At 38.3% G+C, this 20804-nt stretch carries 14 protein-coding genes and 2 pseudogenes; 15 read left to right on the top strand and 1 reads right to left on the bottom strand.

All coding sequences use genetic code 11. From position 1 onward, the window contains the following. Nucleotides 1-174: 174 nt before the first annotated feature. Genes EJF25_RS00960 through EJF25_RS00935 form a run of 6 tightly spaced genes read left to right on the top strand, consistent with a single transcriptional unit; the run spans nucleotide 175 to nucleotide 10237 of the window. On the top strand, nucleotides 175-1719 hold the full coding sequence (locus EJF25_RS00960; protein WP_125039654.1) for a S8 family serine peptidase: 1545 nt from the start codon (nucleotides 175-177) through the stop codon (nucleotides 1717-1719). Further along, nucleotides 1716-3983: a S9 family peptidase gene (locus EJF25_RS00955; protein WP_125039653.1), complete on the top strand. Its 2268-nt coding sequence runs from the start codon at nucleotides 1716-1718 to the stop codon at nucleotides 3981-3983. Before EJF25_RS00960 ends, EJF25_RS00955 begins: the two co-directional genes overlap by 4 nt. A 57-nt stretch (nucleotides 3984-4040) precedes the next feature. Next, nucleotides 4041-7301, top strand: a complete 3261-nt coding sequence (locus tag EJF25_RS00950; RefSeq protein ID WP_235016663.1) for a SusC/RagA family TonB-linked outer membrane protein — start codon at nucleotides 4041-4043, stop codon at nucleotides 7299-7301. Nucleotides 7302-7314: 13 nt separating this feature from the next. After that, on the top strand, nucleotides 7315-8715 hold the full coding sequence (locus EJF25_RS00945; protein ID WP_125039651.1) for a RagB/SusD family nutrient uptake outer membrane protein: 1401 nt from the start codon (nucleotides 7315-7317) through the stop codon (nucleotides 8713-8715). Nucleotides 8716-8729: 14 nt separating this feature from the next. Beyond that, entirely contained in the window at nucleotides 8730-8945 is a 216-nt protein-coding gene (locus EJF25_RS00940; protein WP_125039650.1) for a hypothetical protein, read from the top strand. Nucleotides 8946-8971: 26 nt separating this feature from the next. Further along, nucleotides 8972-10237 carry a Calx-beta domain-containing protein gene (locus tag EJF25_RS00935; protein ID WP_160119354.1) on the top strand — a complete coding sequence of 422 codons (1266 nt, stop codon included), beginning with the start codon at nucleotides 8972-8974 and terminating at the stop codon, nucleotides 10235-10237. A gap of 114 nt (nucleotides 10238-10351) precedes the next feature. Here the strand turns inward: EJF25_RS00935 and nadB are convergent, their stop codons facing one another. Then, nucleotides 10352-11923, bottom strand: coding sequence for an L-aspartate oxidase (gene nadB / locus EJF25_RS00930; protein ID WP_125039648.1), 1572 nt, complete (start codon nucleotides 11921-11923; stop codon nucleotides 10352-10354). A 106-nt stretch (nucleotides 11924-12029) separates the two neighbouring features. Here nadB and EJF25_RS00925 point away from each other — a divergent pair, with 106 nt between their 5' ends. From EJF25_RS00925 to EJF25_RS00890, 9 genes and pseudogenes are all read left to right on the top strand, one after another. Next, nucleotides 12030-12434, top strand: a complete 405-nt coding sequence (locus tag EJF25_RS00925; protein WP_125039647.1) for a PH domain-containing protein — start codon at nucleotides 12030-12032, stop codon at nucleotides 12432-12434. Between the two features lie 164 nt (nucleotides 12435-12598). Beyond that, nucleotides 12599-12661, top strand: a pseudogene (locus tag EJF25_RS26430) (hypothetical protein); the annotation flags it as partial. Next, nucleotides 12662-13981, top strand: a pseudogene (gene lpdA / locus EJF25_RS00920) (dihydrolipoyl dehydrogenase); the annotation flags it as partial. Between the two features lie 224 nt (nucleotides 13982-14205). Then, nucleotides 14206-15408 carry a TlpA family protein disulfide reductase gene (locus tag EJF25_RS00915; protein ID WP_125039645.1) on the top strand — a complete coding sequence of 401 codons (1203 nt, stop codon included), beginning with the start codon at nucleotides 14206-14208 and terminating at the stop codon, nucleotides 15406-15408. 26 nt (nucleotides 15409-15434) lie between these two features. Beyond that, nucleotides 15435-16853 (top strand): D-alanyl-D-alanine carboxypeptidase/D-alanyl-D-alanine endopeptidase, encoded by a 1419-nt coding sequence (dacB, locus tag EJF25_RS00910; protein ID WP_370685677.1) that lies wholly within the window; start codon nucleotides 15435-15437, stop codon nucleotides 16851-16853. A 270-nt stretch (nucleotides 16854-17123) separates the two neighbouring features. Further along, entirely contained in the window at nucleotides 17124-18239 is a 1116-nt protein-coding gene (locus EJF25_RS00905) for a hypothetical protein (protein WP_235016662.1), read from the top strand. 17 nt (nucleotides 18240-18256) lie between these two features. Beyond that, nucleotides 18257-19513 (top strand): hypothetical protein, encoded by a 1257-nt coding sequence (locus tag EJF25_RS00900; RefSeq protein WP_125039644.1) that lies wholly within the window; start codon nucleotides 18257-18259, stop codon nucleotides 19511-19513. Then, complete coding sequence (locus EJF25_RS00895) at nucleotides 19510-20115, top strand: RNA polymerase sigma factor (RefSeq protein WP_125039643.1); 606 nt, start codon at nucleotides 19510-19512, stop codon at nucleotides 20113-20115. The genes EJF25_RS00900 and EJF25_RS00895 overlap by 4 nt, the downstream gene beginning before the upstream one ends. Continuing rightward, nucleotides 20105-20674 (top strand): hypothetical protein, encoded by a 570-nt coding sequence (locus EJF25_RS00890; RefSeq protein WP_125039642.1) that lies wholly within the window; start codon nucleotides 20105-20107, stop codon nucleotides 20672-20674. The genes EJF25_RS00895 and EJF25_RS00890 overlap by 11 nt, the downstream gene beginning before the upstream one ends. Nucleotides 20675-20804: the final 130 nt, after the last annotated feature.

Raw genomic sequence — 20804 nt, 5'->3', positions numbered from 1 at the left:
TATCTGTTTTTTCTCTTTCTCCTTTTAGGAGTATATTTATTCCTTTTTCTTTATTTTTATGTTTTAGCTAAAAAAACTAATATGCGATATTGTTTATTATTGTATAATATCGTATTTTTGCGTGAAAACGTTGCATATTGCTTTGTTAAACGTGTAACTATAAAGCAGCGATATATGAAAAGATTAAAATTATTGGCTTGTTTGTTTGTTTACCTTAGTGTATCAAACATCTCTGTGGCTCAGGATTCTTTTTCGTTGAAATGGCATAAAATGTATAATGATACATTACAAGGAGTGAGGTCTGAAGATGCATTACATTTTTTAAAAACAGAAAAACGGCCCCCTCGCAAACAAATCATTGTCGGTATTATTGATTCTGGTATTGATACTACTGTTGTCGATCTTCAATCTGCTCTTTGGACTAACCGCAAAGAGAAACAGGACGGAAAGGATAATGATAAAAACGGATACACGGATGATATACATGGCTGGAATTTTTTAGGAACCAAAGACGGAACTTTTAATATGACTAGTGCCGGTACTGAAGAATATCGTGAATTTAAAAGACTTTTCCCTAAGTATAAAGACATGGATTCCGCTTCAGTAAAAGATGTTAGCGAATATGCTTATTATGAAAAGATGAAGAAGAAAGCAGGTATTGTGAATTACATAAAGTTTTTCGGATATACTGCCATGAAAGACGCTGCTTACCATGTGGTAGATTCCGTATTGCAAGTGACGGGAGTATCTGTAGACACATTGACGGTCAACGGACTTGCTCATTTGTCCATTGATAATGAGAAATGGAATAAAGCCTGCGAAACTCTATTTGTCGATATGTATAAAGGAGGGAAAGACGCATTATGGAAAAAAATCAGGGATACGCATAGGTCACAGTTCAATTTGATGAAAAAACGAATTGATGGTATTGAACATGATGCAGACAAACGACTGTTGATGGGAGATGATATGACGGATCCGAAGGATCGTTTTTATGGAAATACTATCCTACAGGTGGAAGGTTGTGATCACGGTACGTTTGTGGCTGGAGTCATTGCCGGACAAGGAGTGGGGGATGTGGCGGTGACAGGAGTTTATCCGGAAGCTAAGTTGATGATACTTCGTGCTGTACCCGATGGCGACGAATATGATAAGGATATAGCAACTGCTATCCGATATGCGGTAGATAATGGTGCTAAGGTCATTAATATGAGTTTGGGTAAATATACGTCTCCTAATGCGGAGATGGTAAATGAGGCCATTGCTTATGCTGCAAAAAAAGATGTTTTGTTGGTTCAGGCAGCGGGAAATAATAAGAAAGATATCGATGATGTTGCTTATTTCCCTTCGGCAAAAGATAAATCGGGAGCTATTTTCTCCAATTATTTAAGAGTGGGGGCATCAGATAAACTAGGAAAAATGTGTTCATTCTCCAATTATGGGCAGAAGGAAGTTGATGTGTTTGCTCCGGGTGAGGATATTACTTCAGTTACTCTCGGCAACGAATATATGAAGTCGCAGGGAACAAGTATTGCGGCTCCGGTGGTAACTGCCGTAGCTGCTATGCTTCGAGCATATTTCCCTAAATTAAAAGCTGCGCAGGTCAAGGATATTTTGATAAAAAGTGTTCGTCCGATGCAGGAAGAGGGACTTTGTACGAGTGGAGGTATTGTGGATGCATTACAAGCTGTGAAACTAGCAATGGAATATAAGAAATGAGAAAACTGACTTTTATATTATTCTCAAGCATTTTTTCCCTGTCTGTTTTTGCTCAGGAAGCGAATTGGACGCAGGCTGAAAAATGTTCCGCTGATTCTTTGGAACAATATATAAAAGGTAGAACTCTTTATCCCAATTGGATAAAAGGCAGCCACTATTTTTCCTATGACGTAAAAAGTCAGGATGGGAATCATCATTATTTGGTGAATGCTGAAAACGGGAAAAGGAAGAGCATGATAAAGGATAATGAACAGTTTGTCCGTCAATATGCTCAGATTACTGGAGATACATTGGATGCAAAAGATATTCAACTGTATGGGTACCAATTTAAGAATAATGATTTTAGCCGTTTTTATCTCGATAAGAAAGGCAAATCAATGGTCTATGATATGAATACAGGTAAGCTGTCTGAGATCCCGGTTGAAAAGAAAGTGACAGATCGTTTGAATCTCAAACAATCTTGTCATAGTGCTGATTCTTTATATAGTATGTTAGGAAGTGGTTATGACTTGTTTGTGCGAGATAATCGGACAGGGTCAGTAAAACGAATCACGTTTGACGGGAAAGAAGATGCTTCTTATACTTATCGTAATTCGAAGGATACGGTATCTACCAATTCGAAAGGTTTTTGGCTGGGACATCGGTATATATATATGATGCAGGACATGAGTGAAGTGAAAGAAATAAGCTTAATTCATTCACTGGGTAATTCACGTCCAACTACGAATACCTTTAAAATGCCTATGCCGGGTGATGCGGGAGTACGTCAGTATCGTGTGTTTTGGTATGATGCCGATCGGGGGCAAGGAAAGTTGCTGCCTGTCGAGAAGTATCCGGATCAGGTTGTGGCAATGGATTATTTCCGTTCTCTCACTGCATTATACATTACCCGGAGAAGCCGTAAGGCCGACAAGATAGATCTTTGCCGGATAAATGTGGAAGACGGTACGGTCACTGAGCTGATTTCGGAAGAGTGTGTTCCTCATATCAATCTTACTTTGTTTAACTATAAAATATTGGAGCAAGGTAAATATTTCATTTGGTGGTCGGAGCGTACGGGAAAAGGGAATTATTATCTCTATGATCATGACGGGAAGTTGCTGAATCGTATCACAAAAGGTGAAAGTCTTGTAGCAGGCAACATTGTCCATGTCGATACACTGAAAAGAGAAATGATCTTTTCCGGATACGGCAACGAGGAAGGCATAAATCCTTATTATACTTTTTTCTATAAAGCGCGTTTGGATGGTAAGAAACAAGTTTTGCTGACTCCCGGTAATGGCAATCATGAGTTGACTCTTTCCGGAGATAAAAAATATGCGATAGATAAGTATTCGCGTATGGATATGTTTCCTGTGATGAATGTATTGTCCATTGAAAACCCTGGGAAGAATTTTAAGGTGGACCAAATGGATGGTAGTAATCTGCGGCAGGCCGGATGGCACCCCCCTACTTTGTTGAAAGTGAAAGCGGCTGATGGACAGACAGATTTATATGGATTGATGTATCTGCCTTCCCATTTGGATAAGAGCAAGAAATATCCGATTATAAGTAATGTATATCCGGGCCCTCAGGATGATCAGATTCCGCAATCTTTCGTACTTGATGACAATGGAAATCAGTCTTTGGCGGAATTGGGATTTATTGTGATTAATGTAGCTCCGAGAGGAAGTTCGCCATTACGCGGACATGATTTTTATTGTTTTAGCTATGGTAATTTACGTGATTATCCGTTGGCAGATGATAAATATGTGATAGAACAGTTGGCTAAAGAGTACTCTTACATTGATTTAGATAGAGTAGGTATTTACGGGCATTCCGGAGGGGCTTTTCAGACGGTAGCTTCAATCCTTACTTATCCGGACTTTTATAAAGTGGCAGTAGCCGCTTCCGGCAATCATGATAACAATATTTATATTCAGTGGTGGGGAGAAATATTTCATGGATTGAATGAGAAAATAGATGCTAAGACGGGAAAAACGACTTTTTCCGTAAAAATTCCTACTAATATGGAGTTGGCAGGTAATTTGAAAGGAAAGTTGATGCTGATTACCGGTGATGTAGATAAGAATGTACCTCCTTCTTCTACTTATCGGTTAGCAGATGCCCTGATTAAAGCGAATAAGCGTTTTGATATGTTTATTCTTCCGGGAAAAGATCATGGAGTGATGAGTCCTTACTATCAGAACCTGATTCGTTATTACTTTGTGGAGAATTTGCTTCGGCCTTCACAGAGACATATTAATATTATTAACCATAAATAAAAGCTTATGAGATGTATGGGAATATTGAGAGTATTTCTACTGAATTGCTTTTGCTGCATGGCTATAGGCTTATCTGCTCAAAGGCCACAAGGTGATGCTACGATCCTTGTTAAGGTGACTATAGTGGATTCGGACAAAAATCCATTGCCGGGAGCTACAGTAAAAGTGGCAGGTAAAGCGCAGGGAGTTATCTCAAATGAGAACGGTGAAGTATCGCTGTGGGTTGATAAAAATGCTGAAATTGAATTTAGCTATGTCGGTATGAAACCTTTAGTAATGCGAGTGACTAAACCTATTTCCGGATATATTACGTTGGAAGATGAAATGTCTGAATTGGATCAGGTGGTAGTCACAGGATATCAACGTACTACCAAACGTCGTACTACGGGATCATTGGCAACATTAACGGCAAAAGATTTGAAAGGTGCACCAACAGCAAATTTGGATATGTTGATGCAGGGTAAAATTGCAGGTGTAGATATTAAAGCTGTTTCTGGTCGTCCGGGGGAATCTGCAAAGATTCGTATTCGAGGTACAAATACGATCACAGGTAATGCTGAGCCGTTGTGGGTAGTAGATGGAGTTCCTTTGCAGAGGGATATACCGAGTATCGAAACTAGCCGAATTAAAGCTGGAGATTTTAATGACATTTTTACGAATGGAATTGCCGGGATTAATCCTAGTGATATCGAATCTGTTACAGTTTTGAAAGATGCTTCTGCAGCTGCTATTTATGGTTCTCGTGCAGCAGGTGGCGTAATTGTTGTGACAACGAAACGGGGAAAAGAGGGTAAGATGCAAATTAATTATTCTACGAATGTTTCTATTGTTACAAGCCCTCCTAGAGATGCAAACTTGATGAATTCCAAAGAAAAGTTGGCTTGGGAGCAAGAATTGTGGGATGAATTTTCTGCAAAGAAGTTTGCAGAAGGTAGTAATTATCCGGTAATAGGTATTGTGGGGATGATTCGTTCTGGATATAAACAATATGCTGGCATGACTAAGGAGCAACAAGATGCAACAATTGAATCTTTGGGGGCACATACGACAGATTGGTTTCAAGAACTGTTTCAGAATTCTGTATCGCAGAGCCATTATTTGTCTTTATCCGGAGGTTCAGAAAAGAATTCATATTACGTATCACTGGGATATTCACAGAATAACGGATTAGTGAAGAAAACAGATTATGATCGTTATAATGTTAATGCTAAAATAGATATGAAACCCAATAAACGGGTAAAATTAGGTTTTACGGCTGATATGGCGATGCAACATTCAAACTCCTCTTCATTAGGTGTGGATCCATTCAAGTATGCTTATTTTGCTAATCCATATGAAAAGGTTTATAATGAAGACGGTTCATATGCAGCAGATAATACTTATTATAGTTTATCACATGCTAATGGTTCTTATGATGTAAGATTACCAAAAGATGGATATAATATATTCCGCGAGATCAATGAAACATCCAATAATACGAAAAATATTTCAGCTTCGTTAATTGCTAATTTAAATGTAAATATCCTCGATAATTTTAGCTTTGAAGGTCTGGCTTCGTATGGCTATGTTTCAAATACGACCGATAATATTAACGGAAAGAATACTTATGCGGCATGGACAGACCGTCCTTTTAAAGATGATAATACAGATCGTATATATGGTTCAATCACACAGACTTCGGCATATAATACCAGTTATAATTTGCGAGGACAGTTGCATTATTTCAATACATTTGCTGAAGATCATTATATCAGTGCTTTGTTGGGAACAGAGATTCGAGGGCAATATGCTAAAAGTATTTATGAAAAACGATATGGGTATGATCCGGTGACGGGTAATTCAGCAACGCCTACTTATCCGTCAGATACTAAGATAGAATATGCTGATTTATTAGCTTATGCTGCTATTATAGATGGGTTGTCGGGACAAAGTATTGTAGAAGATGCATTTGCATCTTTCTATTTTTCATTTGATTATGTGTTTAAACAACGTTATGTTCTTAGTTTTACAGGGCGTACCGATGGCTCTAATAATTTTGGGAGTAAAGAACAATTTAATCCTACGGGGTCATTAGGTTTGTCGTGGAATGTAGATCAAGAAGCTTTTATGCAATCCTTGAAGTCTGTTATCAGTAGTCTTTCATTTCGTGCTGCATTTGGATATACTGGAAATATAAATAAAAGTGTTTATCCGCAATTAGTAATGGATTATAATACATCATTCCGTCGGACAGATACAGACTATTATCGTATGGGATATTTGAAGAATGCGCCAAATCCACATTTGCGTTGGGAGAAAACAAGAGATATGAAAATATCGATGGATATGGGCTTTTTTAATGATCGTTTCCGTTTGCAAGGAGAACTTTATGATCGTCGGACACATGATGCGGTTACGACTGTATCTGTTCCTAATACTACGGGATTTTCGTCTCAATCTTACAATACTTCGGAGTTATTAAACCAAGGAATTGAAGTTACTTTGAATGCCAATGTTTTAAAAACAAAAGATTGGAATATTTCTGTTTCTACAAATATAGCTTATAATCGGAATAAGTTGTTAAAGTATGATGTTAATTCTGGGTATCGTAGTTGGGGGACTAATCATGTAGGGTATCCTTTGGGAGCTATTATTAGTGGAAAGGTAAACAAAATTGATAAAAAATTAGGTATTTATACGTATGAGCCACGTCCTGATGCTGTGTTTACAACAGCAGAAGACCGTCGAAATGTTAATAACTATTCTTTTTACTTAGGAACTAGTACTGCTCCTACTAATGGAGGATATTCTATTTCAGTTTCTTATAAAAATTTGAATTTAAGTATAGGAGGAACCTACTCATTAGGTGGAAAAATTTTAAATAATATAAATTGCCCAATTAGTTACAGTACGCTATCAGGAAGCAAGCTAGAGTCAGTACCAACACAAGAAAATGATTTATATATTAATCATTTGAATGTGACAAAAGATGCAGTAAATCGTTGGACACCCAATAATCCCATTACGAATGGTCATCCACGTATCATCGATGCGTATGGTGAAGATCTTGGACTTGACGATTTTGTACCATCCATAGATTTTATAACTAAAGCTTCTATGTTAGAAGATGTATCTTATTTTAAACTTGGTTCGTTAATGATAGGCTATAATTTTACGGGTAAGTGGATGCAGAAAGCACATATTAATTCGTTAGCATTGTCATTCAGTATGAGTAATTTATTTACTATTACAAACTACTCCGGCATTGACCCAGAAACTCCGGGAGCGGTTTACCCCACTCCACGTACATTCTCAATGGGACTTTCTGTCGGATTTTAAATGGAGGAAAACAATGAAGAGAAAGATTATTTTATGGATATATGGACTTGTAACATTGTCTTTTATTTCCTGTAGCCATTATTTGGATATTAAACCATATGGGAAAACAATACCTAAGACATCTGAAGAATTTTCAGCGTTATTACATACTTGGTTGAATGAAATAGATGGAGGTGTAGATGAATTTCTGGTTGGAAATTCATCGGTACTATTGGATATGGATGGGGCATATGGGGATGACTTTGAAGTTTGTCTGACTTCACAGAATGGACGACTTATGAGTGTTTATGTAGGAAATTTAGTCGGTTCAAGAGCTCCTTCAAGACAATATAGTAAGTATTATGAGATAATACGTGATTGTAATATTGTTTTGGGAGAAATGGAAGAAAGTGGAACAGCAGAAGTAGGTGAAGTACGCGCTACTGCCTACGCTATGCGTGCTGTTGCTTATTACCAATTATTACGTTTTTATTGTGAAGTGCCGCAAATTGGTAATTTTGAAAATCAGTTAGGCGTACCTTTGGTGATGTCATTTGATATGGAAGAAAGACCTATTCGTAGTACAATGCAGGAAACAATTGATTTAATTGAATCTGATTTAAATCATTCACTTTCCTATCATATGAAAAATGACCTTTATCGCTTTACAGAAGATGTAGTTAAAGGCTATTTAGCGCGTTTATATTTCTGGACCAAACAATGGGGAAAAGCTTTACCATTGGCGCAAGAGTTACTGACAAAGTATGGATTATTGGAAGGAGATGCTTATAAAAATATGATGTCTACTTCTTATGACCTTGTAGGGAATCAATTATTGAAATCATATCGGATGACTGTTGATATGAGTGAAATAACAGCATCAAAAACTTATCTTCAATATCGTCCTGTGAGCAAGAGGTTTTTAAATACATTTACTGAGGAAGAGAAAGTAAGCGATATACGTTATGCACTTTGGGTAAATAATAAAAGGATAGCTATAAAGACTTTCTTTTGTGGTATGCGTATAGCTGAGTTTAAACTAATGGAAGCGGAGTGTTATTACCATTTAGATAAGCCGGAATTGGCATTACGTTCAATTAATGATCTGCGCGCTCATCGTATTAATGATTATAAGGATTTAGTAATGGATAATCTGCCTTCTCTTCAAGATACAGAAATTATTGTAACTGATGCGGAAGGAAATACTCTGACTCCGTTGATGGGCTTAATTTTACGTGAACGGAGGAAGGAATTGTTTTTGGAGGGAGACCGTTTTTTTGAACAGAAAAGAAACGGTATGCCTGAGTATTGGACAGCATACAATGGTCGCAAATATGTAACTCAAAAGTATATGTATACGCTGCCCATTTCACCTAGGGAGATAGAATTAGTTGATGGGTTAATACAGAATCCCGGATATACAGAATTAGAATGAAAGGAGAAGAGAGTATGAAAAAGAAAATGATTTATGGTGTACTAATTGTTTGCTTGTTATTGACAAACTGTATGTATTCTGCTTGTGAGGATATAGATGAGGTACCTCCAAGAGAAACTGTAGTAAGCAGTGAGGTGTACAAAATACCGGATCCGGTTGTACTGAATACAAATGAAATTGCTGTGATTGATGCTATTAAGCAGGAGTATAATGAACATGTATCTCAATAATTATTAATTAAAAAACGATGAAAATTATGAAGAAAGTTTTGTTTTATTTATTTGTGATGTGCTCGTTAGTAGTTACGTCTTGTTCATCTGATGATGACGATAATTTTGTAGAGGTGATAGAATTGAATTTTAATCAGGCGCATTATTCTTTAGCTAAAGGTGAAATAGAGTTAAGGCTTATTTCAGATCAACCTGCTTCTGCTACAGTTTCTATACCAGTTTTATTTTCAGGGACAGCAGTGGAAGGTACAGATTTTACAGCTGATAAATCGATTACATTAAAAGCAGGTGAGACAGAAGCCGTACTTAAAGTAAAACGTATCGAAGAAAATATTGGTGAAGACGATAAAGAGTTGGTTGTAAACTTGGGAACGGCTCCTACAGGTTTTAAAGTTGGAGTTGGAAGCTATACATCTGTAGAATTACTTGGCACTACAGGAGTTATTATGTCATTTGATGATGTTTCCGGTATTTTAACTGAAGCTACTTCTTATGGTATTACTCTTGAAACTATGACGGGAGCTGTTTATAAAGTATCAGAGGAAACAAGATTTGATATAGAGGTTGATCCTTCTTCTACTGCAGTGGAAGGTACTCATTTCTCGTTTGATGGTGGTAAATATGCGACTGTTCTTAAAAATAAAAACAAAGGAACTGTATCTGTTAAATTCCTGAAGAAGGAAGAAGGAAAAGATAAATTGGTGTTACGCTTGGTAGAAAGGGATGGATATGCTTATGGTAATAATGCTTCCATTATAATTACTATTAGTGGCCCGTATATATTAACTGGTACATGGGCATTTGATAAAATATCTAATTTAACATTCTATCAAAATATGTGGGGAGAAGATATTACTAAATTTCCAACAGGAACTTCTGCAGATCAGATTAAATTTGAGGGTAATTCTTATCAAGAATATACTTTTATTCCTACTTTAAGTGGTGAACTGAAAAACTATTTTGGTACAGAATCTTGTACGGTAACTTATAAAGAGGAACTTGAAAAAACAATTGAGGAAGAGAGTACTCGGTATCAAGTAACTGCAAAAATAGCAGTGTTACAGTTTCCTTCAGTTAATGTAAATTTTTCTGCTAATAATACTAGTAATCGTGCGGCAGTTGTTGGTTTCCGCATTATAAAGTCAGACGGAAAAGATATACTTGAATGTACTATTGATGATTTTGAACCTACGGATTTTATGACGGATACTTATGATATGATGAAAGATTATGGAGAAGATCCTATTATGAAATCAGCTCCGCTTCGTTTGCATTTCACTCGAGTCAAATAAATAACTGTAAATAGCTAGTATAAAATGAAGAGGCTGAATTTTAAGACTTTCAGTTTTTAATTTGATGAAGTTTTAGAATTCAGCCTCCTATTAAATGGTTGAGGTTCTTTTTAATCATTCTTTTTTTCGTGGATAATCAATCGTATAATGTAGTCCCCGGCTTTCTTTCCGTTCCATAGCCTGACGTGTAATCAGATAACCTACATTAATCATATTACGAAGTTCGCAAAGTTCACGGGTAGCTTTACTGCTCTTAAATAGTTTTTCCGTCTCCTCATAAAGAATATCCAGACGATTCCAGGCACGGGTCAGACGAAGATTACTGCGGACGATACCGACATAAGACTCCATAATCTGATTGACTTCCTTCATGCTTTGAGTAATCAGTACCCGTTCTTCTGTAGAAATCGTTCCTTCATCATTCCACTCTGGAATGTCTTCATTGAAGTCATAACGTTCAAGTACGCTTAAAGCATGTTTGGCAGCTGCATCAGCGTAAACCACGGCTTCTATCAACGAATTGGAAGCCAAACGATTTCCACCGTGCAGACCGGTACATGAACATTCACCCAATGCGTACAGGCGGCGGATACTGGATTGACCATCCAGATCGACTGTGATACCTCCGCAAAGATAATGTGCGGCCGGAGCTACCGGTATATAATCTTTGGTAATATCGATGCCGAGACTGAGGCATTTTTTATAGATATTCGGGAAGTGCTTTTTGGTTTCTTCCGGGTCTTTATGTGTTACGTCGAGATAGACATGGTCGTCTCCGCGTTGTTTCATTTCATTGTCGATGGCACGTGCTACGATGTCGCGTGGAGCTAATGACAGGCGTGAATCGTATTTTTGCATAAACTCTTTGCCATCCTGTGTACGGAGTACGGCACCATATCCGCGCATTGCTTCTGTGATGAGAAAACTCGGACGGTCTCCCGGATGGAAGAGAGCTGTGGGGTGGAACTGAATAAATTCCATATCATTTACTGCACCTTTGGCGCGGTAAACCATAGCGATTCCATCTCCTGTGGCTACTAACGGATTAGTTGTATTGCGATAAACTGCTTCACATCCGCCGGTTGCCATTACCGTTACTTTGGAGAGGAAAGTATCTACTTCTCCGGTAGCTTCGTTTAATACATACGCACCGTAACATTTAATGCCGGGAGTGTAGCGGGTTACGATGATTCCCAAATGATGTTGGGTAATGATTTCTACTGCGAAGAAGTTTTCGAATACAGTAATATTCGGATGGTTTTTCACCGTTTCAATCAGGCTGTCCTGTATCTCTGCTCCGGTGTTATCTTTATGGTGAAGAATACGGAATTCAGAGTGACCGCCTTCTTTGTGCAAGTCAAAATCTCCGTTGTCCTTCTTATCAAAGTTTACTCCCCACTTGATCAGTTCGTTGATTTGTTCGGGAGCGTTACGAACTACTTTTTCTACTGCTGTACGGTCACTAATCCAGTCACCTGCAATCATCGTATCTTCAATGTGCTTTTCGAAATTGTCTACTGCAAGATTAGTAACAGAAGCGATACCGCCCTGAGCGAAAAATGTATTGGCCTCTTCTAACCCGGCTTTACAGATAAGAGCAACTTTACCTTTGTGCGCAACTTTCAGCGCAAAACTCATACCGGCAATTCCGGAGCCGATGACGAGGAAATCGAATTTTCTTACCATAATTTTGTTATTTCTCACCGCAAAGCTACAAAATAACTCACTTCGTTGTACTTTTCGTTGTCACTAATTCATAAAATTGCTACCTTGCACGCAAAAATCTGACAAAATGAATCGAATATTCCATGCTCGTATTGCCTGGTATCAGTATTTTGCTTTGGCGTTGTTTACAGTGAATGCTGTTGCTGCTTTATGGTGCAAATATATCTTGCCGGCGGTGTTTCTGATGTTATTGTTGATCGTATTGATTGAACAGATTATTCATACTGTTTATACCGTAACTTCGGACGGAACGCTAATTATACATCAGGGACGTTTCAGCCGTAAGAAAGTAATTCCTATTTCCAAGATTGATTCTATTGAGCAATGCCGTTCCATGAAATTCGGTCGGTTTTCAGTGACTCGTTATGTGCTGATAAAATATGATGAAAGAAAATATGAAGCACTAATGCCTGTCAAAGAACAGGAATTTATACAGTTGATTGAGAAAAGGATGTTGAATGAAGAAACTTGATTCTAAAAGATGATTTTAAGATTCATATTCTCTTCTTGAACATATTCTGAGGACAATTGTTGGACATCTATATTCATCTGGTCGATATATATGCCTAGCATACAGAGTATAACGATTAAATAAATGAACCATAAGTCATATAAAAGTTATATAAATTATTTACTATGAAATACCAAGTGATCATTATTGGTGGAGGGCCTGCAGGATATACAGCTGCCGAAGTTGCCGGTAAAGCCGGTTTGAATGTATTGCTGATCGAGAAAAGCAGTTTGGGTGGTGTCTGTTTGAATGAAGGTTGTATTCCTACGAAAACATTACTTTATTCTGCAAAAACGTACGATAGCGCCAAACATGCTTCAAAATATGCAGTGAATATATCGGAAGTTTCTTTTGATTTACCCAAAATTATTGCAAGGAAAACGAAAGTAGTGCGTAAACTGGTACTGGGAGTAAAGGCAAAGCTGACTTCTAATAATGTGACTATTGTATCAGGTGAAGCTAAAATTATTGATAGGAACACAATTCGTTGCGGCGAAGAGGTATTTGAAGGGGAAAATCTGATACTTTGTACAGGTTCCGAGACTTTTATACCTCCTGTTCCTGGTGTAGAGTCGATAGATTATTGGACACATCGCGAAGCATTGAACAATAAAGAATTGCCGTCTTCTTTGGCCATCGTCGGTGGCGGAGTGATCGGAATGGAGTTTGCTTCGTTCTTTAATAGTCTGGGAGTAGAGGTGACCGTCATTGAGATGATGGATGAAATTCTGGGTGGCATGGATAAAGAGCTTTCCGGCATGTTGCGGGCTGAATATGCAAAGCGGGGAATCAAATTCCTGCTTAATACGAAGGTTACAAGTTTCTCCCCGTCACTCTCTCAAGAAGGGATAAGATATACCTATAAACCTATGTTGGAGAACGAACCTTCAGATTGCCTTTCTCAACCGGAAGAAAGTTTTGGAGAGACTGATCGTTTACTACTTAGTGTGGGGCGTCGTCCTGTGATGAAAGGTTTCGGGCTTGAAAACCTTCATCTGGAAAGAACAGAGCGGGGAGCTATTAAAATAAATGCCCAAATGCAGACTTCCGAACCCAATGTGTATGTTTGCGGTGACCTGACCGGTTTTTCTTTATTGGCTCATACGGCTGTTCGTGAAGCAGAAGTAGCTGTACATTCTATATTAGGCAAAAAGGACAGTATGAGTTATCGTGCTATTCCGGGAGTGGTTTATACCAATCCGGAGATTGCGGGAGTAGGCGAAACAGAAGAATCTGTTCTGGCGAAAGGGATCAATTATCGGATTGTGAAACTTCCGATGGCTTATTCCGGTCGTTTTGTGGCGGAGAATGAAGGGGTGAATGGAGTTTGTAAAATACTTCTGGACGAACAAGAACGAATTATAGGTGCACATGTAATGGGGAATCCGGCTTCGGAGATTATTACACTTGCCGGAACTGCCATTGAATTGGGACTGACGGCTGAACAATGGAAAAAGATAGTCTTTCCCCACCCTACTGTAGGTGAAATTTTCAGGGAGGTATTGTGAGGTTGATTTTGTCATCCTGAACTTGTGAAGGATCTCTTCTCTTTGAATACAGAGAGAAAACATTTATTCTAGAAAAGATTCTTCCTCCCTGCGATCGTCTATACCATAATATAAAAATCAAAAGATGTTTTGAGCGAAGCTAATGACAGATACTATAATTGACCTTAGTATGAATTAATTATGTTGTATTACTAATAACTGTTTCATATAAATTAGAAGATAAAATGAAAAAGTGTATTGTTTGGGTTTTCTTATTGTTGCTTATATGTATGACTATGATCAACTGTTCAATTCAGAAAAGGAGAAATATTCCGGCAAATGAGTATTTCATTTATGGAAAGTTGAAGAACGTTCCGGATAGTGTTGTCATTGGTTTGTACGTGAGTGAAGGGAATATTATAAAATTGCTGTCTCAAGATACATTGACCAATGGAGAGTTTTCATTTCGTGACACCATTTCGGATACTCAACAGTTATTATTAATGTCTAAAAGTAAAGGCTTTCCCGGTGTATGGCTGAACGTGTGGGTAGCACCGGGGAAATATGTTGAAGTCAGTGGACAAGACAAACTTTTGAGAACCTGGACGATAGAAAGTGATATTCCCGAACAATTGGAAGAGAACCGTTTTATGGGTTGTGCCATGACGCAACAAAGAGAATTGATGCAACATTTAGCTGCCAGTTATGATTGGCAGCGTATGATGTTTATTGATCATCCGGGAGATGAAGAGTTTGCTAAAAAAGCATGGGCTAAAATAGATTCTATTCGGAAGCTGGAAAATCCGTTGCAAAAGGAAATCTGGAAAAAAGAAATGGAATATATGAAAAGTGCTCCCGTTTCCAGGGTTTGGATTAATAATTTGTTACTGTATGCTTCTATGATGAAATACGAAAATATTATGCCCTATAAGGATGAAGTGAAAGAACTTTATACCAGAATGTCCGATGAAGAGAAACAAACGCCTGCCGGACAGGAAATTACTCAATATATTTATCCGCCTGTTACTGTTGGCGTGGGAGATGAAATGGTAGATGGAGATTTATATGACAGTGCGGGTGTGTTACATCACCTTGCAGAGTTTAAAGGAAATTACATCTTACTTGATTTCTGGAGTAGCGGTTGCGGACCTTGTGTACAATCTATACCTGAAATGAAGAAGATTGTAGCAATGTATAAAGATAAACTTATAGTAGTCAGTATCAGTGAAGATCCGAAAGACAACTGGAAAGAGTATATAAAAAATAACGGTATGGAAGGTAATCAATGGAATGAACTCCGTAGAGGTCGTACCGGGCTTGCAGCAAGCTATCAGGTGAACGGAATACCATATTATGTACTTATTGCCCCTGACGGAAAGATTCAAGATGTGTGGTCGGGATATGGAGAAGGGTCGCTTTTAAATAAGGTGAAACGGAATATTAAGTAATTGAGGAAGAAGATTATAGAGGAAATATGAAGAAACAATTTTATGTGAGGAAAACTTTTATATCGGTTGTATTGTCTATCTGCTTTTTGCCTTTATGGGGGCAGAGTGACTTTTCTCAGATTGATTCATTAATCAAAAAGATGCTTCCTGAAGCCTCTGAAGTCGGGATATCTGTTTATGACCTGACGGCAAAGGCTCCATTATATAATTTTCGTGCCGATAAACTCTCCCGTCCTGCTTCGACAATGAAGTTACTGACGGCAATTACTGCCCTTTCCCGCCCCGAAGCTGACGATCCTTTTCGTACAGAAGTATGGTATGACGGTGTGATAGAGCATGATACCTTGCAAGGCAATCTATATGTTGTAGGAGGATTTGATCCTGAATTTGACGAACTGGCAATGGATTCGCTGATAGAAGATGTGATCACTTTCCCTTTCTCCGTGATTAACGGACAGGTGTATGGAGATGTGTCCATGAAAGACTCACTTTATTGGGGGAGCGGTTGGGCATGGGATGATAATCCGGAAGCTTATCAACCTTATTTGTCTCCGCTGATGTATTGTAAAGGTGTTGTCGAGGTGGAAGTTGCCCCCGGTGCTCAACAGGGAGATTCGGCAAGGGTCTCTTGTAAACCGAACTCTTCTTATTATACGGTGACGAATCAGGCAAAAACACGTACTCCATCTGCCGGAAAGTTCTCTGTTTCACGTGATTGGCTTACCAATGGGAATAATATCATTGTAGAAGGTAATATGGATGGTATTCGTAAATCCTGGGTAAATGTCTATGATTCGAAGTGCTACTTTATGCACGCATTTCTTGAACGACTTCAGGAGCGTGGAATTATAGTTCCCCAATCGTATGATTTTGCTGAAATTCCTCTTGTTGGAGTGCAAAAGATGAGTAGTCGGGAAACTCCGGTGCAAGACGTTTTGAATCAATTGATGAAGGAAAGTGATAATTTGAATGCAGAAGCATTTCTTTGTCGTCTGGGAGCGCAAGCCACCGGCAAGAAATATGTAACGGCTAAAGACGGGATTACCGAGATTATGAATCTGATTGAGCAATTGGGGTACGAACCGAAAGACTATAAGATTGCAGATGGTTGCGGATTGTCGAATTATGACTATCTCTCTCCTGCCCTGCTTGTGGATTTCCTGAAATATGCTTATTCTCAGACTGACATTTTTCAGAAGTTGTATAAAGCACTTCCCATTGCCGGAATTGACGGGACGTTGCAAAACCGGATGAAAGGGACCGTTGCTTATAAGAATGTACATGCAAAAACCGGATCTTATACAGCAATTAATGCATTGGCCGGATATTTGAGAATGCAGAACGGTCACGAAGTCGCATTTGCCATTATGAATCAGAATGTGCTTTCTGCTGCTAAAGCAAGGGCTTTTCAGGATAAGGTTTGCGAAATAATAATCGGGCATTAATGATCGAATTAAGTGTAAGTTTTCTCTTTCTCATTCTTTTTTTAAGAAAATACTGTTTTGTTTGAACGTTTCCTTTCTTCGCGTGTATGCTTTGTCGGAACGGTTCTATTGAAAACAATGTCAAATTAAAAAAAGTAAATGATGAAAACTATCAAATATCTGTTGTTTATCCTGTTTTGTTGTTACACTACACTATCTTATTCTCAAGTTGAGTCTGTCTTAAATGATAACATATTATCTCCGGATTCAATTGCAAAGGCTGTAAAAAGTATGTGCGATAAGCTGGAGCAAGCAAAACAAAAAGTAAAAGAAAATCCTAAAGACGAAAGAGCATGGCTAGAATATTCGGGAGTACTTCAAATACTTAAAGGAGCTTCATTAATGCAGTCAATGACACCATCGAAAAAGTATCCGACGCCGGACCCGAATATACAAAAGGAAATGGACGAAATGCTGGAAGGTATGAAACAAAATATACCTAATACTGCTACTTATGCTATTACAAGAAACTCGAATATCAAGCCGGGCGAAAAGAGAATGTCATTTGACGAGATCATAGAAAAATGGCCTGATGCTGTCTTACATTATCCTACTTATGTGGCCGTATCATTGAGAAATGAAAAACGGTTGAAAGATATCTGTAAACGTTGGTATGAATCCGGGGAGTTTCCTCCCCAGCAATTGAACTTTGCCTACAATGAGTTGGCCTCGGCAGAGAAAAATGCTATTATCTTCATGGGAGGTTGCTTTGATTTGTACGGTGTAAGGGTTCTTCAGAGTGTGAAAGACCAGTTTAATGATAAGAAGATTATTATGTATCCTTTCTTGACCGACTCTTTTTCTATAGACAAGGTAACCGAAGAGTTAGGAATACCTAAATATCGAAAGGCAAAGAATGATACGATCTCATATTCTTCGCCCGGTGACTTTATGAAAAGCTATTCCAGAGAACTCAAAGGAGTGATTGAACATTTTGCTAAGTATAGTAATCGGCCTATCTATTTTACGATAACAATGGATGAAATGGCTAAAAATGCTCTTAAAGATAACCTGCATTCCGAAGGTTTGTTGATGAGATATTCTTCCAAACCTTATGATAATCTGGCAGTCATGCGGCGGAACTTTGAGAATGTGTATTTAATGGATTATCTGCGTGAGTCTTTTTATCCTCAAACTCTTGCTGTGTCAGCTTTCGATCCTAAAGTAAATGAAGGACTTAATCTTTATTATGTCCCTGCCCTTAAAGCTCTGTTGCAATTCTACAAAGAGTCGGAAGATCATAATCATTATGATAAACTGTATTCAATTCTGCGGACTGTTATCGACGATGCGAAATCTTGTACCAAAGAAGTACGGGAGCAGTATTTGAAAAGTATTAATTCCTGAGCAAACCGATAAGAAATATGAGGCGATTTATCTACTTATTATTCTTTTTCATCATTTTAGGGCAGGTGACAACTGCCCGGAATACAGAGCGTCTGGAAATATCTTTGATGGGATATCCTATGCCTTTGGGGATATCCTGGTATCAGACGCAGAAGGAAGCCTGGCAAATGGAATTGAAGAAAGATAAAAGGAATGAAAAATCATGGGATAACTATGCGTACGCTTGTTTTGCGATGTGGCAAACGGAAGAGGATTCTTCAAAGAAACAGGAATTCCAAAAGGAACTGGATGCATGTATAAAGAGAATGAAGAAGTATATTCCGGATACTCGTACTTACTATCGTTATTTACTGGTACAGAACACTGATTCGCAGGAACAGGAACGCATTCATCAACAGATACTTTCTTTAAAACGGACTTGTGAACGGGATTATCTGAATGATATACGTTATTGTTATGATACGCATCAAATGGAAAAGGTGAAAGAGATAGCTCGTGAATGGTACAAAAGTGGTTTGTTTTCTTCCGATCTTCTCTCCTATTGTCACAATGAGTTAGCCGGTTTAGAGAAGAATGCGGTACTTGTCTCCGAACTGGCTCCGAGTTTGTTTTATCATTATTTGCTTCAATATGGTTTAGGACTGTTTGAGGATATTGAGATCATATCCTCTATCGATTTGATGAATCCCGAACAAGGCAAGTGGTTTTGGGAAAAGCAAGAGGTAGACCCGAAAATCTTCTCAGATAGTAAAAAGGTGGCGCCCGGAGCGGAATATTTTTTGGAAAAAGAGAAACGCCCTGTATATTTTAGCCAATTTGTGTTTGAGAAAGATCTGTTAGAAGCTTTGAAGAGTAAGTTATATCCCGAAGGATTAGTATTAAAGTATTCGTTGAAGCCGTATAATAATATGGCAGTTGCAAGAAGAAATTATGAGCAGGTTTATTTATTAGATTATTTACGCCGTCCCTGGTCCGACTATCATCCGGGGATTACGTACAATTTAACTGCCAATTGGAATTATATCATCTCCTTTGCTCCGCTACTGCAATTCTATCGTACGAGTGGGGATAAAAACCAATATACGAAGTTGAAGAATCTGTTGCAAGGTATTTTGAACCATTCTCGTTCTTTTAAAGCTACTACTGAAAATGAGAAAATGATAGAAGCAGTAATGGCCCGTCAATTGGAGATGAAAGAGAAAGGAGAAGCTGTTGATAAAATAGTAGATAGAAGGGACGAATTTCAGAAACTTATAGACGGAGTGGAACCATGAGGTTATTCAAAACTTTCAAACGCGACGAAACGGACGAGCAACTCATGGAACGATTTGCCACCAGGAGGAATGAAAAAGCCTTTGAAGAGCTTTATGGGCGATACGCTCCCCGGCTGAAGGGATTCTTCATGCGGATGTTTTCCGGAAATGCAGCCTTGGCAGATGACTTCCTTCAGGAATTGTTTCTTCGTATTTATGAAGCAAGAGATAGTTATCAACAAGGAAAATGTTTTTCTACATGGGTTTTCTCTATGGCGTATAATCTCTGTAAAAATGAATATCGACATCGTGAGATTGTAGAAGAATATATGTCTCAACAGTCCTATATGGAAGAAAAAGATTATTGTGTTTCTCCGGAATTTGAGACTGTTTATGATCGGCAAGTGTTTAATGAACAATTGAAAAAGGTCCTCACAAGCCTGACAGACGAGCAACGAGCGGCGTATACTCTTCGATATGAAGAGGAACTTTCGGTTCAGGAAATCGCACAAGTGCTCCATTGTCCTGAGGGAACTGTGAAATCCCGCTTATTTTATGCGCTAAAAATATTGCAGCATTCATTATCTAACTATAACCCCCAAACAAGTGATTATGAAAAATGATGATTTAGAAAGATTAGAAGAATCACAGGAAGTACAATGGTTGATTCGTTCTGCGAAGAAACAATATGAACAGGAAAAGGAGGAGCATTCTCCTGTCTCCTTTTCTTCTGTCATGCAGTCTATCAGGAAAAAGCAAAGTCAAAAGAAAAAGTTGCGAATTTCTCCTTGGTGGCTGACTGCTGCCTGTTTGTTAGGTTGGATAATCGGTTATGCTTTTTCGGGTGGACAAGAATCACAGCCGGATAATCGGTTAACTATTACGGATACGGTAATCGTCGTACACGAAAAGATAGATACTATATATCAAAAAGTAGAAACGCAGCCAATGAAGACATTAATCGCTACTCACAACGTAGAAAAACCTGTGTCTTCAAAAAAAGCCGCTACTCAAAATGAAAAAACAACCAAACAGGTAGCACCGGTTCTGGTATCTCCTGAGTTTTTGCAGTCACAAATGAGTATGCCGGATCCGGAAAGTGATTGTTATGCAGCAAATGGCATGACTGTTGCCGAAGATAACTATCCGATTCATTTGCTAATGACTGCACAATTTAAATAGAGATAGTAAGTAAATGTTTCTAACTGATAAGATCTAAAAAGCTAAGTATAAAATATGGCAGAGATATAGTCAAATCATCGGTTTCATGCGGTGAAACTAATAGTTTCAACCGTATGGAACTAAAGGTTTC

The sequence above is a fragment of the Bacteroides faecalis genome, assembly GCF_003865075.1.
In the GTDB taxonomy this organism is placed as follows: domain Bacteria; phylum Bacteroidota; class Bacteroidia; order Bacteroidales; family Bacteroidaceae; genus Bacteroides; species Bacteroides faecalis.
Note: the sequence above shows the minus strand (reverse complement) of the source record. Positions and strands in the feature narration are given on the sequence as shown.